The 13895-nt window shown below is 67.3% G+C and carries 23 protein-coding genes; 18 read left to right on the top strand and 5 right to left on the bottom strand.

Annotated features, from left to right (window positions below):
* Window positions 1-125: 125 nt before the first annotated feature.
* Genes M1248_RS32800 through M1248_RS32740 form a run of 13 tightly spaced genes read left to right on the top strand, consistent with a single transcriptional unit; the run spans window position 126 to window position 6083 of the window.
* Complete coding sequence (locus M1248_RS32800) at window positions 126-317, top strand: helix-turn-helix transcriptional regulator (protein ID WP_317150879.1); 192 nt, start codon at window positions 126-128, stop codon at window positions 315-317.
* Window positions 318-374: 57 nt separating this feature from the next.
* Complete coding sequence (locus tag M1248_RS32795; protein ID WP_317150878.1) at window positions 375-599, top strand: helix-turn-helix domain-containing protein; 225 nt, start codon at window positions 375-377, stop codon at window positions 597-599.
* A complete protein-coding gene (locus tag M1248_RS32790) occupies window positions 580-1530 on the top strand; it encodes a hypothetical protein (RefSeq protein ID WP_317150877.1) in 951 nt (316 codons plus the stop codon). Before M1248_RS32795 ends, M1248_RS32790 begins: the two co-directional genes overlap by 20 nt.
* Window positions 1527-1928: a hypothetical protein gene (locus tag M1248_RS32785; RefSeq protein WP_317150876.1), complete on the top strand. Its 402-nt coding sequence runs from the start codon at window positions 1527-1529 to the stop codon at window positions 1926-1928. The genes M1248_RS32790 and M1248_RS32785 overlap by 4 nt, the downstream gene beginning before the upstream one ends.
* Complete coding sequence (locus M1248_RS32780; RefSeq protein WP_317150875.1) at window positions 1925-2137, top strand: hypothetical protein; 213 nt, start codon at window positions 1925-1927, stop codon at window positions 2135-2137. The genes M1248_RS32785 and M1248_RS32780 overlap by 4 nt, the downstream gene beginning before the upstream one ends.
* On the top strand, window positions 2134-2427 hold the full coding sequence (locus tag M1248_RS32775; protein ID WP_317150874.1) for a hypothetical protein: 294 nt from the start codon (window positions 2134-2136) through the stop codon (window positions 2425-2427). The genes M1248_RS32780 and M1248_RS32775 overlap by 4 nt, the downstream gene beginning before the upstream one ends.
* Window positions 2424-2600, top strand: coding sequence for a hypothetical protein (locus tag M1248_RS32770; RefSeq protein ID WP_317150873.1), 177 nt, complete (start codon window positions 2424-2426; stop codon window positions 2598-2600). The genes M1248_RS32775 and M1248_RS32770 overlap by 4 nt, the downstream gene beginning before the upstream one ends.
* Window positions 2572-3168: a hypothetical protein gene (locus M1248_RS32765; RefSeq protein ID WP_317150872.1), complete on the top strand. Its 597-nt coding sequence runs from the start codon at window positions 2572-2574 to the stop codon at window positions 3166-3168. The genes M1248_RS32770 and M1248_RS32765 overlap by 29 nt, the downstream gene beginning before the upstream one ends.
* Window positions 3165-3638 carry a helix-turn-helix domain-containing protein gene (locus tag M1248_RS32760; protein ID WP_317150871.1) on the top strand — a complete coding sequence of 158 codons (474 nt, stop codon included), beginning with the start codon at window positions 3165-3167 and terminating at the stop codon, window positions 3636-3638. Before M1248_RS32765 ends, M1248_RS32760 begins: the two co-directional genes overlap by 4 nt.
* Window positions 3639-3644: 6 nt before the next feature.
* The gene (locus M1248_RS32755) at window positions 3645-4229 is read left to right on the top strand and encodes a hypothetical protein (protein WP_317150870.1); all 585 of its coding nucleotides are present in this window, start codon (window positions 3645-3647) and stop codon (window positions 4227-4229) included.
* A 19-nt stretch (window positions 4230-4248) separates the two neighbouring features.
* On the top strand, window positions 4249-4629 hold the full coding sequence (locus M1248_RS32750; protein WP_317150869.1) for a capsid cement protein: 381 nt from the start codon (window positions 4249-4251) through the stop codon (window positions 4627-4629).
* 60 nt (window positions 4630-4689) lie between these two features.
* Window positions 4690-5577 carry a major capsid protein gene (locus tag M1248_RS32745; protein ID WP_317150868.1) on the top strand — a complete coding sequence of 296 codons (888 nt, stop codon included), beginning with the start codon at window positions 4690-4692 and terminating at the stop codon, window positions 5575-5577.
* A 23-nt stretch (window positions 5578-5600) separates the two neighbouring features.
* Window positions 5601-6083, top strand: a complete 483-nt coding sequence (locus M1248_RS32740; RefSeq protein WP_317150867.1) for a phage protease — start codon at window positions 5601-5603, stop codon at window positions 6081-6083.
* 347 nt (window positions 6084-6430) lie between these two features.
* Here the strand turns inward: M1248_RS32740 and M1248_RS32735 are convergent, their stop codons facing one another.
* The 5 genes from M1248_RS32735 to M1248_RS32715 all read right to left on the bottom strand — a co-directional run bounded on the left by M1248_RS32735 (window position 6431) and on the right by M1248_RS32715 (window position 10171).
* Entirely contained in the window at window positions 6431-6658 is a 228-nt protein-coding gene (locus M1248_RS32735; RefSeq protein WP_317150866.1) for a hypothetical protein, read from the bottom strand.
* Between the two features lie 174 nt (window positions 6659-6832).
* Entirely contained in the window at window positions 6833-7576 is a 744-nt protein-coding gene (locus M1248_RS32730) for an ETEC_3214 domain-containing protein (protein ID WP_317150865.1), read from the bottom strand.
* Between the two features lie 38 nt (window positions 7577-7614).
* A complete protein-coding gene (locus M1248_RS32725; RefSeq protein ID WP_317150864.1) occupies window positions 7615-8466 on the bottom strand; it encodes a TIGR02391 family protein in 852 nt (283 codons plus the stop codon).
* 75 nt (window positions 8467-8541) lie between these two features.
* Window positions 8542-8712 carry a hypothetical protein gene (locus M1248_RS32720; protein ID WP_317150863.1) on the bottom strand — a complete coding sequence of 57 codons (171 nt, stop codon included), beginning with the start codon at window positions 8710-8712 and terminating at the stop codon, window positions 8542-8544.
* Between the two features lie 676 nt (window positions 8713-9388).
* Window positions 9389-10171, bottom strand: a complete 783-nt coding sequence (locus M1248_RS32715) for a thioesterase II family protein (RefSeq protein ID WP_317150862.1) — start codon at window positions 10169-10171, stop codon at window positions 9389-9391.
* Between the two features lie 238 nt (window positions 10172-10409).
* Here M1248_RS32715 and M1248_RS32710 point away from each other — a divergent pair, with 238 nt between their 5' ends.
* The 5 genes from M1248_RS32710 to M1248_RS32690 all read left to right on the top strand — a co-directional run bounded on the left by M1248_RS32710 (window position 10410) and on the right by M1248_RS32690 (window position 13842).
* The gene (locus M1248_RS32710; protein ID WP_317150861.1) at window positions 10410-10913 is read left to right on the top strand and encodes a YkgB family protein; all 504 of its coding nucleotides are present in this window, start codon (window positions 10410-10412) and stop codon (window positions 10911-10913) included.
* Entirely contained in the window at window positions 10906-11622 is a 717-nt protein-coding gene (locus tag M1248_RS32705) for a flavodoxin family protein (protein WP_317150860.1), read from the top strand. Before M1248_RS32710 ends, M1248_RS32705 begins: the two co-directional genes overlap by 8 nt.
* A gap of 21 nt (window positions 11623-11643) precedes the next feature.
* Window positions 11644-12276, top strand: coding sequence for an RNA polymerase sigma factor (locus M1248_RS32700; RefSeq protein WP_317150859.1), 633 nt, complete (start codon window positions 11644-11646; stop codon window positions 12274-12276).
* Window positions 12276-12515, top strand: coding sequence for an anti-sigma factor family protein (locus M1248_RS32695; RefSeq protein WP_174262168.1), 240 nt, complete (start codon window positions 12276-12278; stop codon window positions 12513-12515). The genes M1248_RS32700 and M1248_RS32695 overlap by 1 nt, the downstream gene beginning before the upstream one ends.
* Before the next feature lie 625 nt (window positions 12516-13140).
* Window positions 13141-13842 carry a class II aldolase/adducin family protein gene (locus M1248_RS32690; RefSeq protein ID WP_197905557.1) on the top strand — a complete coding sequence of 234 codons (702 nt, stop codon included), beginning with the start codon at window positions 13141-13143 and terminating at the stop codon, window positions 13840-13842.
* Window positions 13843-13895: the final 53 nt, after the last annotated feature.

The raw sequence follows: 13895 nt of genomic DNA, 5'->3' as shown, positions 1-13895 counted from the left end.
GCGGTCCGATGATGGACCACCCCGGACTTACACAGATGGAATGACACGCCCCCGACACGCGGTGATGCACACCAACGACAACCACGAAAGGCAGGCCCGAAATGGCGGCCGTAACCAGCATGTTCATGACGACCCGCGAAGTCGCCGAACTGACAGGACTATCCGAATCGACACTCCGGTGGTGGCGGATGCAGGGCGGCAAGCAGGGTCCGCCGTCGATCAAGCTCGGGCAGAAGTCGGTCAAATACCGCCGCACGAGCGTCATGGCGTGGATTGCGGCACAGGAAGAAGCGACCAAGGTCGGCAGCGTCGAATAGCCATGTCGTGCAACCGATTATGCGTATCCAGACAAACCCGCTACCTGGAGGCATCGGATGACTGATCTGCTGACGTTCGCACAGGCCGCGGCCCGTCTCGGCGTTCATCCTGACGACGTGCGCCGCTGGGCACGTACCGAGCAGTGCCCGGTCGTCCGCATCGGCCGGAAGGTTCGGGTGCCCGCGGCGTGGGCGGATGACCCGGCCGCGTGGCTCGCCGAGCTGGATGCTGAGACCACCGGCACCTCGGACAGCGGGAACCATGACCGCCGCGGCCTATGACAGCGCGGCGTGGCGTCGGCGCGTAATCGTGGCCGACCTGTCCCCGGTTCGGAAACTCGTACTGCTCGCGTTGGAGACGTTCGCCGATTACCGCGACGGCACCAACGCCCATCCGGGCGAGCGGGTGCTCGCGGATATGTGCAACCTCACCACGCGTGCGGTGCGCGACGCGCTCGCCTGCGGCCGCGATCTGGGACTGATCGAGCGAACCGACGTAGCAAATCCGAAGCGCGGCAAATCGGACGTCTACCGGATGGTCACCACCGGAACCACCGTTCCGGTGGAACCGCCCACCACCGGAACCGCCGTTCCTGTGAACAACCGCCATCACCGGAACGGCCACGACATCACCACCGGAACGGCCACGACATCACCACCGGAACCGCCGTTCCTCCCACCAACACAAGCACCAACACAAGCACCAAGGGGGGAGTCACCACAGCCGGGTACGTCACCAGCCGCCGCCGCACCCGACACGAACCGCCCCGCCCCGAACCCATCTGCAAACGGCAAACCCGCAACGCCCCAGCCCGATCCCTTCGACGACGACCGCACGGGGGACCGATCCGGCCCTTTCGCTGAGGCGGCAGCGGCTACCGCCGCGCCGCCGAATCCGACTGCGCTCGCCGAACTCGAACCGCCGACGCGGTGCCCAACACACGCGTCGTGGCAAGGCCGAGTACCTGACTGCGGCGCGTGCGGCGATCGCCGCAAGGCGCACGACCGCTGGGCCGCCGAGTACGAGCGCTGCCGCGCCGCCGACCGGGACACCATCCAGGCCGAGATCGACGCGTGCACCGATTGCGGGCCGCACGGCTTGACCGAACCGGACGACCCCGAAGAACCCTCCCGCCGGTGCGATCAACACCGGCAGATGTCCGACCTCGCCCCAGCACTCCCGACTCCGACCCGACAGGAGGCCCGCCGATGAACGACCCCCACGCCACGACCCGGTGCCACAGTCCCGTGTTCAGCGATCCCGTACCCGGCGACAACGCCCAGATCGACTACGGCCGAAGTGCGCCCCTCTACCGCGAAGGCGGCTATCACTACGCCGCCGTCGCAACCAGCGACGCGTACGGCGAGCACCTGGTCCTCGCGTATGGCGTAGCCATCAACGACCCCGCGGTGCGTTATGACCCGATCTGCCGCGACGTCGACCACGAGCAGCTCGGGCCGCTGCCGCCCGCAGTGGCCGCCAGGATCGCCGCAGCGACACGACCGCGGTGCGGGCAACCCAACCGCCACGGCCGCCCGTGCCGCGTACCGGTGGCCGCGCCCGGTGACGCCTGCGTGTGGCACGGCCGCCGACCCGACGCCGCGTCATGACCCGACGAACGGAGGCCGAGCAGGCGGCCCGCGCGGCACGGGTAGCCGCGATCCGCGGGTGTCGCCGCTGCGATCCGTGCGGGTGGCTCCTCGGCGCGGACGGCGCACCGGTGGAGCCGGCGGTCCGATGCGACCACGGAGCGGCGGCCGCGCAACCACCATCCGACGTCCGCGACATCACCGAGCCGATCTACAGGAGCGACCCGTGACCGTGCACCGCGCCCCGCCGTCACCGCTCAACGCCGCACTCGGCGCGCTGATCGCTGCCCGCCGCGGTGAACTCGGTGTTCACGTCGTCGAGTGCGCGCCCGGCCAATTCGACGTCGTGTTGCGCGTCGGAGGACCCTGGCCGCACTACGAGGGCGCGTTGCGAGCGGCGCGTTGGCTGGCCGAAGCCATCGACGGCATGTTGCCCGGCCCGCCCAACACGATCGGCGCTCGGAACCCGCGTCCGCTGCTGATCCGTCCGGTACCCGCACCGGCGCGGAGGCCGACGTGACCGCGCTGGCTGCCGCGGTGGCGTTCGTGCTCGGCTACGCCGCCACCCGCCCGGCCGACCCGTGCCCGGTGTGCGGCCGACCCGCCACAACCACCGGCCTGTGCGCGCTGTGCGCGTCGGTTGTCCCCCCCGGAAGGAGAACCCATGAACAACCACCCGAGTCGGCGCGGTGAGGATGACCCGACGGAGGCCGCAGCGTTGGCCCGCGTCAACAGCCTCCGGGCCGCGCGCGGCCTTGAGCCGATCGTCGAACGCGACCCGCTGCTCGTTTGTCGCGACCTCCTCGACGACCGCGACGCCGCGATGATCGCCGTCGCGGTCCTACGCCGGGCGGGTTGCGGCGCAGCGGTCCCCGATGCCGTCGACTACGCCCTCGCGGCCACCCCGCCCGTCGCGGCGGCGAATATGCCCTACGCGGTCGCCTCGGCCCTCTTCCGGCGCGTGCCCGAACAGCACCGCGGCGCGGTGTGGGACGCGGTAGACGCCGTGCTGCACCGGTTCGACAGCACCGACGGGAACCGCGCGCTCGCCGAGCTGTGCCTGCACCACATCGCCGACGCCGTGCGGGCCGGGATCACCGCCACCATCGCCGCGGAGTTGGCCGGTGCGGTCGACCACGATGGCCGCCCGGTCCCCGATGAACAGATCACCGACGCCGCCGCCGGTGCCGCCGAGATCGCCGTCGACGGCATTCTCGACCGCCTACGCGCCGACCTGCTCGCCCTTGCGGTCCTGCCGTGATTCGGGTGCCGCCCGGCGCGGTGATCCTCGACCCGGCCGAGGTCGACTTCGTTGGCCGCGCCCTCGAACACCTCGGCCAGCTGATGGCCGAACGGCGCGACGCCGAGGGCAATCCCACACCATCGCAGCCCTCGGCCCGGTTGTCGGCGCTGATTGCGAGGCTGCGTCGCGCTGTCGTTTCGACCGATGCACTGGCGGTTGACGATTCGGGCGCTGACCACGAGCAACAGGCGGAACCGCCAGCGCGAAACGCCAGCGGCCGTGCGTCGCAACGCGATTCCATGAACGCTGGCCCGCATGACATCGGCACCGCAGAGGCCGCCCGGCGGCTCGGCATCACGCCGAACGGTGTTCGAGATGCGATCCGGCACGGCCGGTTACCGGGCCGCCGGAGCCGCGGTCGGTGGGTTGTCGATTCGGCGGCTGTTGCTGACCACGCCGCGCGGAAGGCGGGACGCCGGGGCGGGTGATCGCTGATGCCCGTCAACGTGACGTCGATCCCGAACGTGCCGCTGCTGCACACCGGGGAGCATCACGCGTCAACGGGACCGTGGACGGTGACGCCGGATGACCTGCGGTCGATCGTTGGCGCGTACACGGCCAGGATCGCGTCGGCCGTGCTCCACCTCGGCCACCAAGGGCCGATGCGCGACGCGGGTCCGGCCCTCGGGACGGTGACCGCGCTGCGGATCACCAACGGCGGCACCACCCTCGTCGGCACGCTGACGGGTGTCCCGCGGGCCATCGCGGGCGTCCTCGCGAGGGCTTATCCACAGCGGTCGGTGGAGTGCCTGCTCGATCATGTCGACCGCAGCGGCCGCCGGTGGCCGTGCGTCCTCGTCGGCGTCGCCCTGCTCGGTGCCACACACCCGGCGGTGAAGGAACTCGAATCGTTGGACGACGTGTGCCGCCTGTACGGGGTCGACGTCGCCGCGTCCGGCCGCCGGATCGTCGCCGCGTTCGCGCACCCGTCCGACACCGACACCGCCGCCGCCCGCGCCCGCGCGATCGCGGTAGCCCGCGCCCGACGTACCCGCTCCACCCGAACGATCACCGTCTAACCGGAAGGGGACAACCACCATGTCGACCGTCATCGCCCAGCCCTGGGTTTACAGCCCCGGCGAGGCAATCACCGCGGAGGCCACCGCACCCGTCACCGAGCGCCGTGTCGTCCGCGTGTCGGGGAACCGCACTGCGGGCGGCAATCTCGCCGTCGCACCGGGTGCCGCCGGTGGCATCGCCCTCGGGGTCGCGGCCAACGACGCCGCCGCCGGTCAGTTTGTCCGCGTGGCCCGCGGCGGTGTGGTCCGCGTGATCGCCGAAGCTCCCATCGCCGCCGGTGCGGCCGTGCAGGTCGGGGCGGCCGCCGGTGTGGTCACCGCCACCGGCGGAACCATCGTCGGCCACGCGGTCACCGGAGCCGCCGCCGGTGCCGTCGCCGAGATCGCCTGGCCCGCCTGATGACGACGTTTCCCGTTCACCCTGCCGACCACCGTCGGCGCACCGGAAGGAACTAGCACCATGCCAAGCGCACTCGTCCCGGCCCTGACCGGACGTCAACTGACCGTCGACGCCGCCCTACGGCAGCCGTCGCTCATCCAGGCGCAGATCGCTCGCCTCGCCGACGAGGTGCTGCTGTTACCGAAGTTCCTGCGGCAGCTGGGCACACCGGTCACCGGCGGCGGAATCCTGTTCCACAGCGTGCAGGCCAGCGACTTCTACTCGTCCGACGTCGAGATGCGCACCCCCGGCGCGGAGTACCGCGTCGTGGAGGGTGTCGACCCGACCCCACAGCTCGCCGTCGTCGAGGATTGGGGCGGCAAGTTCTTCATCGGCGACGAACAGATCACCCGCAACACGGTCAACTACTTGGATCAGCAGACCACCCAGCTCGCTAATACCATTGCGCGCAAACTTGATTCGCGCCTGATGGACAAGGTAACGGCGGCCGGGATCGGCAGCCTCGCCCCGGCGACGGGTTGGGACGGCCTCACCTTCGTCGGGCCGCTCACCGACCTCACCCCGTCGGCGGATCGGCCCACCGCGCACTTCGCCGAGGTGCAGGAGATGGCCGACCTCGAGGAGTTGGGTGTGCGGCACGACCTGCTGATCGTGCACCCCGAACAGGCCCGGCAGTTGCGCACCGCGTACGCCGAGGACCTCGACGACATGCTCACATCGGCCGGGTTCACCAACGGCATGTTCGCCAACCCCCGCGTCCCCATCGGCACTGCCTACGCCGTGCAACAGGGCATGGTCGGCACCATCGGCTGGGAATCCGCCGGACTCGTCACCGACGTCATCGACGACCGCCACAAGCGCGGCAAGTGGGTCCAGGCCTACGCCGTCCCGGCCATCGCGATCGACCGGCCGTACGCCGCGAAGCGCATCACCGGACTCAGCGACTAGTCACCGGAAGGGATTGCAGGACAATGGCACTCACACTAAACGATGAGCAGGAAGCCGACCTGCTGAAGCTGCTCGGCCTGCCCGAAGCCGCGCCCGGCGAGTCCGACGTCGAGTTGGTCATCGACACCATCGTCGACCTCGCCGCCCAGGTAGAGACCCTCGACCCGGCCAAGCCGTCGACCGTCGCCGCAGCGGCCAAGCGCAACGGCATGGAGGTCATCGACACCGCCACCGCCGACGCGCTACGCCGCGACGCCGCCGAAGGCCGCCGCGTCGCCGCCGCTGCTGCACGCGCCAAGGTCGAGGCCGCCGTGGAGGATGCGATCAACACCGGCCGCATCACCCCCGCGCGCAAGAAGCATTGGCTGACGTTGTGCACCAACGACGAGGCGATGATCCAACACCTCGCGTCCATCGCACCCGGCACCGCCGTCCCGCTCGCCGAGGTTGGGCACAGCGCCGACAACACCGCCGACCTCGACAAGCCCGCGGCATGGTTCTACTGACCCACTAGCCCCCCTGGGATCACGCGCGGAATAGCGGGCCGCGCGCCCAGGGGTCGCCGGGTCCGGTTGTCAGATCCCGGACACGGCACGCGGCACCCCCGGTCGGTCTCCTTCGTAAGTGCGGGCCGGGGGTGTTCGCACCATCTCACCTCGCCGCGGGTCACGGCGACCCCCACCCCCCTCCCTCCCCCCCCGGGGGGAGGGAGGGGTGGCAGGGGAGGGAGGGCACCCCCACCCCACCCCCGAGGGGAAGGACCGCCCGCACCAGCACACCGCGTCGAAGCGTCGTGTCGATTGCCTTCACGTCACCGCGCGCACCGGGCCGCCGACCGCCGGGCCGGTCGCGGTCAGTCCTCACCGCCGCAGCGTGCAGCACACCGCGCGACCATCACCACGCCGAACGGATCGGCCACCGGTGCCCGGTTCTCGCCGCCCTGGCGTGCCGTGCGCGGGTGAGCGTCGACATGGCGTGCCCTCGTCGGGTCCGACGTCGTGCGGCCCGTCCGCGGCCGTCTGGGCGGCCGTCGCCCGGTGCCCGCCGGTGCAGTGACCCCCACCCCCAGAATGTCGGGCACGGGGGTCACCTGACTTCCGCTGCGGTAGTCAGGAATTTTTTTGCGCGCGGCGCGAGAGATTCGGACCGAGGTCGTCGATCGACGGGTGTCCGCGGGGTCCTCCGCACCGCCTTCCGGTTGCATCGCAACTGATCCGGGCGTTGCACCGGCTGTCCCGGAGGCATTGGTACGGGACTATCCGCGCCGCAACTCGTCGGGGTGCGGACCCTGAAGGCCGCGCCACAACATGTGGTCGTGGTTACTGAAGTCGGCGACGGTAAGCGTATTGACGGTGGTCGCTGCGTAATCGGCCGACGGGCCGCCATCACCGTCGTCGGCTTGGAAGCTCTCGGCGTAGCGACCTGTGGCGTATGACCTGCTGCCGCCGTTCAGGGTCCCCGCGCCGACGCCGTTGAACGCAAGCCATAGGTATTGGTTGCCTGCTGCGGTTGACCCGTAGTCGTAGTAGCGGACGAATGTCGCCAGGCGCGCGTAGATCTGGAAGGTCTCGTCGGGGGATTCTGGCGCGTCCGCAAAGGTGTCTCGGCCAAGGCGGACCGAGATTGCGCCTAGCGTCGCTGGGCCGGTGTCGTAGTACATCTTCGGGTTGGTGATCGTGATCGTGTACACCGCGATCACACCGCCGGGCGCTTGCACGGTGACCCAAGCACCGGGCAGCCGGTAAAAACGCTCCTCGATCGGCGCGCCGTCACGTTCGTAGGCGCGGCTGATGAGATGTGGCTGTCCGAGAGTGGATTCCACAGTTTGAAGCGGTCGACCGATCGCGAGCGCATCAAGGATCGTCGATTGGGCACGTCGCTTATGGAACCGCGTACGCCGCCACAATCTGCTGGGAACCTTCGTGACCACGCCGACGATGACCGCCAAAGCGAGCAGGATCGCAAGCAAGGAGTCGGCGCTGCTCAGAAAAGCGGGCACCCAGTCCGGCAACCCTTCCCAAAATTTTTCCATCGCCGTTAGGACCCGCCTGCCTCCGGGGCTTCGATGAGGTCGCATTCGTCGACCCACCGCGCGAGCAGGCTGAGCACCGATAGGCGTTCGACGGCCTCCTGTTGGGTCATCTCGCCCGGTCCGTGGGCGGCAGGGTTGCGGATCGTCATCTGCGCGCCCGGCGCGAACCGGCGTAGCCCGTCGTTCATCGACACCACGGTTCGGTCGGTCTGGTCACCCGGCCACCGAAGGCGCGGCCTGCCTGGCTCAGGGTCGTCCTTCGAGAACGCCTGATTCCACCGCGCCGTGTCGTCGAGTTCCGGCCCGCCCGTCCGCGACTTCACCAACTGCACGACGCCATCCGCCGCCGCCTGCACCGCCTGCCGGTAGTGCTCGTCGCGCCACAACCGGGCCGCCTGACCCCACACCGCCGGGTGCATCTCCGCGACGTCGACCGTCGGCGGCAACTCGGCCTCGGCGCGGTCGGCGAGTTCTTCCAGGGAACCGATCATCTGATTGCAGGCGTCGATGATGTTCGCGGGTTCGAGCATCGGCTTCGGTTGCGCCACGGTTTGCCACGCCGCAATCGGGTCCACAACTTGCGGCTGCCCACCAGGCCTAGCAACGCCTATCACGCAGCCGGTGATGTGTGGTGCCCGGCGGGCTCGCCCGGCAGCCACGGACACCCGCGCGCGGCGTGCTTCGATCTCGGCCGGGTCAGTGCCGTCTAGTGGCGAGACGGCAGGCACCATGCCCAGGCCCGGCCCGCGGTAGGTCGGTGTGTGCAGTTCGAGGAAGGACACGAACCCGTCGCGGAACTCCACGACGTGCCCGGCAAGCTCGCGGAGGTAGGTGGGGTTGCGATCGGCGTCCGCCATGACCACCGACGCTACTTCCGGTCGGGCCGGGTGCCGTGCCGCGACATGCGGTCATCCGTTCGCCCGAAGCGAACCTCAGCGATCATTGCGCAGCGCGATCACCTCGGCCTCGAGCTTCTTGAGCGCACGGAACATGGCGGCGGCGGTTTCGTTGTGTGAGCTGCTGTAGTTCTGTGTCTCGTCCCAGAACGCGGCTGCGATCGGGAGGTCGTTGGGGCGGTCTTCGTTGAGGTGCTGACGTGGCATTGCTAGATGGTCTCGCACGGCACTGACATCGTGGCCGGATCGCCCGCAGATCGCCCGCAACAGTGCGGCGACGCACCGCGGCGCACCAACGTCGCCAATCGGCTGACCTGCCGGTTTGTTGACACGCCGTCACCCGCCAACACCACAAACGTCGAGAAGGTCGGACTGTAAATCCGTCGGCTAACGCCTACGCAGGTTCGAATCCTGCACCTGCCACCAGCATTGCCCTAGGTCAGGAGTGGTTTTCACGCCCGACAGCGCAGCGCGCGCGCTGGGCCTGCGATCCCGGTCAGCGAAGGCGGCCCGGATTCGTCCGCTGTCGACACCTGTGAGCAACCCGCCGCACACCGCCCGGTGGGAGCAGGAATTCGCCTTTTGTGTGTCGATCGCAGCGCCGGAATAGCTCCGGTAATCACGTTCATCGGAGCCGACGAGGCGAAAGCGACGACGATTACGAGTCAACGACATCGCGAGGGTCGACGGTGGGTGGAAGTTCACGCACCGGTTGTTTTCACGGCGTTCTATCAATCTGACTAGCGGAACGGTGATTTGGCGACCTGCTCACCCCGCGATCAAATCTGTCGCGATCCGATTGAGCTGTGTGAGCCGCGAAACTGAAACTTAAAGGTCTTCTCGCACTTTGCCTGCACAACTTCGGTCTAGGCGTGCGACTGAGCTATGCGACGTTGGCGTGGCGTGCGTCGAATCCAAAGAGCAGTGGCTCCAGGGCGGCGAACAGTTGCTTGCGGTCGCTGATGTGGAAGTGGTTGCCTTTGAGCATCTGCACTGAGAATTCGGCCACGGTACGTGAACTCCATTGGCGCAGCTCACGCTCGCTGACCAGGAAGTCGTCGCTGCCACCGAAGGCGTGGATCGGGCACGTCAGGGGCACCGACGTGGCGTCGTCATCCGTTGCGCCGAGACGCAGGTCGATTCGAGCTAACGCGACCGCTTTCTTCCGCAAACACGGCCACCGGTCCAGCTCGACCGGTAGACCGCCGATGTCGGACAGGACCTTGCTCAGCTGTTGATCGTCGACGTCGTGCACCATGTGTATCGCTGTCGGCAGGTGCGGTGGGGGGAAGGAAGACACGATTAAGGCGCTCGGCAAGGGTAGGCCCGCCGCCGCGCGCAGGCTCGCCAGTCGGTACGCCACGAGTGCGCCGAAGCTGTGGCCGAAGAATACGTGCGGTTCGTCGAGCAGCGGACCGAGCTGATCGTGGATCGCCTCAACGAGCTCGCTGAGCGTGGCGAAGCGTTCGCGATCGGGCACGTCGACGGCAACAACGTCGACATCCGCGCTGAGGCCCCTCTTCCAGAGGTTGAACGAGCTGGCCCCGCCCCCGGCGTGGTGGAAGCAGATCAAGCGGACGCGTCGAGTCGCCTTCCGCGAGCTCGTCGCAGCCGACAAACGGGAGATCGGACGGGCGGGCTCTTCCGTCAGCGTCTTGACCAACATGTCGGGTCCTCTCGTGGTGATGAGAGCGACTTTGACGTCGGCACCTTGGCGAATCCTTAAAGGATCTGCGCGCACTGCGAGCAACCCGACCAGAATTCGACTGGCCGGCGCCGGACCTGCGTCCGATCGCTGCAAAATCTCGAGGGCACCCGTGTAACGCCTGCTGCATTCGGCGCCACTCCGCACGGTAACCATCAGCGGGGCCCTGATCGGCGCCGCACGGAGTAAAGGAGACGTTATGGCGGGGATCCATCTCGAGGGCAGGATCGACGAATCCTCGACGGAGTCGACGGTGGCACGAGTAGGCGCTGTGCTCGCGCGGTATGGCCTGGTTGTCGTGATCGGCTGGATTGGCCTTCTGAAGTTCACGGCCTATGAAGCCCAGGGCATCGAGCCGCTGGTGGCGAACAGCCCGTTCATGTCGTGGGTGTACGGAGTGTTCTCGGTGGGCGCCTTCGCGGCCCTGCTTGGCGTTGTCGAGGTGGGCACCGCGGTGCTGCTCGCGGTCAAGCCGTGGTGGCCGCGCCTGTCGGCGCTCGGCAGTGTTGCGGCGATTGGACTGTTCGTCGCCACGATCAGCTTTCTGTTCACGACGCCCGGTGTCGGCGAGGCATCGGCCGGCGGCTTCCCGTTTTTGTCGATGACAGGTCAGTTTCTGATCAAAGATGTTGCGCTGCTCGGGCTTTCGGTATGGAGTCTGGGCGACGCGCTGCGCGCGGCCAGGTTGGCGCAGCATGGCTGAGCTCAACTGGGATTTCTCTGGATTGCGGGCCCTGTTCATCAACTGCACGTTGAAGAAGTCCCCGGAGCTCAGTAACACCGGCGGCTTGATCGACATCTCGACGCGGATCATGGCAGCCCACGGTGTCGAGGTCGACGTCGTGCGCGCGATCGACCACGACATCGCCACCGGGGTGTGGCCGGACATGCGTGAACACGGCTGGGACAGCGATGATTGGCCCGAGATCTTCGACAAGGTACTTGCCTCAGACATTCTGGTGCTGGCGGGCCCGATCTGGCTGGGTGACAACAGCTCTGTGATGAAGAAAGTGCATGAACGCCTTTATGGTGGCTCTCACCTGCTCAACGATGCCGGCCAATACCTGTACTACGGACGCGTCGGAGGCTGCCTTATCACCGGCAACGAGGACGGGGTCAAGCACTGTGCCCAAAACGCGCTCTACACCCTGCAACACATCGGCTACACCATTCCGCCGCAGGCCGATGCAGGCTGGATTGGCGAAGCGGGGCCGGGGCCGTCGTACCTGGATCCCGGTTCGGGCGGACCGGATAACGACTTCACGAACCGCAATACGACGTTCATGACGTGGAATCTGATGCATTTGGCCCGCATGCTGCGCGACGGTGGCGGAGTACCGGCGTACGGAAACCTTCGAACCGGTTGGGATGCGGGGTGCCGGTATGACTTCGAGAACCCTGAGTACCGCTGAGGGGATACGATGCTGCTGGTCATGACCAGGACGGCTGGTGACGAAGAAGAACTCATCGCGGCCCTGCGCAACCGCGAGGAGTCCGCGTTCGTGTCTCTGGTGGATCGTCATACGCCTGCGATGCTGCGTGTGGCGCGAGGCTATGTGTCGAGCCGCGAGCTCGCCGAGGAGGTTGTCCAGGAGACCTGGATCGCCCTGCTCAAAGGAATCGACTCGTTTGAGGGCCGATCATCTTTGCGCACATGGCTTTTCACCGTCATGATAAATATCGCGAAGCGCAAAGGCGTGCGCGAGCGTCGTGACGTTGATGTCGCGGTGATGGCCTTCACCGGCAGCACTGTCGATCCGGCGCGCTTCCGGGACGCCGACGACCGCTATCCAGGGCACTGGAGACCGGAGCAACAGCCGTCGCCGTTTCCGGAGACGCCCGAAGGCTCGGTTCTCGGTGATGAACTCATCAGCCTTGCGCAACGAGAGCTCGACAAGCTGCCCGAGCGGCAACGACTCGTTGTCACAATGCGCGACGTGCTGGGACTCGATTCCGCCGAAGTGTGCGAGCATCTCGGCATCACAGTCGCCAATCAACGGGTGCTCCTGCATCGGGGCCGAGCCGCGGTCCGGCAGGCCCTCGAGGACTATCTGAGGGAAAGCTAATGAGCACAGATTCGATGGACTGCAACGAACTCGTGGAGTTGATCACCGCCTACCTCGACCGCTCTCTGGATCTCGAGGACCGTGCGCGGTTCGACACCCACCTGTTGGAATGCGAAGGCTGTGAGAACTACCTTCAACAGTTCCGCAGGACCGTGGGCACCATCGGCAAGATCCCCGTCGGCGAGCTCGATCCAACCTTCCGAGATCGCCTCCTCGACGCGTTCAAAGAATGGCATTAGACCGTCTGTAACGGTGGCGCAGTGCTCACACCCCCTGGTCGCAATGCGTCGTCACCGGCGTGCTTCGCGGCCAAACCGAAGAGCGCTACGACTCCGGGTACCCCGAGACCTCTACCGTCCGGGAGGCTCGCTGCGGCCAACGCACCCGGCTGGCTGTGCACTACATGTGCAGCCTGAACGACTTCGCCGCATGACCCAGCCACGCCGAAATCCCGCTACGAGCAGTAACCGTTCAGGCATTTGTGGTGTGAAGGCGGCACATCCTGCACGACGGCCTCCTCGCACCAGCCGCAGAGCGGCTGGCCTGACTCTTCACACGCACATGCCACGACGGCCCCTGACTATTCGACCCTGCTCGATTCGACCGCAGCATATCGCCTCCGAGAGACCAAACAATGCGCGCCCAATTGTCTAGTCGCACAACGAGGTTCGTTCTCTGCGACCGAACAACGCGGGCTCAACTGTCCAGTCGCACGGCAGGTAACCGCCGCAGCGAGAGTGGCCGTGAACATGGCTCTGATCGGCGGTGATGGGCCGACGGGGCAGTTCGTCGGCGACACCGACGAGATATACCCATGGTGACGCCGGGCTGGGTTCAAAATCGATCTGAACGAAGGGGAACGCTGTGGACGATCCGATAGCAGAAGTCGTTGCAGCCAGTGCTGCGCTCGCGGCGCACGGCCTCACCGACATGGTGTGGGGGCACGCTTCGGTGCGGGATCCTGACGGCAGCGGCGTGTGGATGAAGGCCAGTGGGTGGGGGTTCGACGAAGTGACGACCGACCGCGTGGCTCTGGTGACGCCCGATGGTGATGTCGCCGCCGGAAACGGGCCGCGCCACATCGAGTATCCGATCCACACGGAGATCATGGCCGCCCGACCGGAGGTGCACTGTGTCGTGCACACCCACGCCCCGACGCTGGCCGCCTTCGCGTCCCTCGATGTACCGCTGCGCCCGATATCCCACGACGGCGTTCTGTTCGAGGCCGGGTTACCGCGCTTCACCGTCACCGGTGCGTTGATTGCCAGTCGAGAACTCGGGAGCGCACTGGCCGCCGAACTCGGTGGTGCGCCGGCCATCTTGATGCCGTTCCACGGTGCTGCCGTCGCAGGCCCGAACGTCGCCAGCGCCGTGATGCACGCCGTCCTGCTCGAACGTGCCTGTCGTACCCAGCTGATGGCGATGTCCGCCGGAGGTCCGGCTATCTGGTCCGACCCTGCCGAGTCGGCGTTCAAACGCGAACAAGCGTGGAATCAGAAGCAACTCGACGCGGGATATCAGTACCTGCTGCGCAAGAGTCGAAACAGCACGTCCGACCAGCCTTGACTAATGGGAGTCGATCGGCGTGGCGTTGACGAGTTTGAGTTCGTGGTCGCGGG

This window comes from Mycobacterium sp. 29Ha (genome assembly GCF_032883055.1).
Taxonomy (GTDB): Bacteria; Actinomycetota; Actinomycetes; order Mycobacteriales; family Mycobacteriaceae; genus Mycobacterium; species Mycobacterium gallinarum.
Note: the sequence above shows the minus strand (reverse complement) of the source record. Positions and strands in the feature narration are given on the sequence as shown.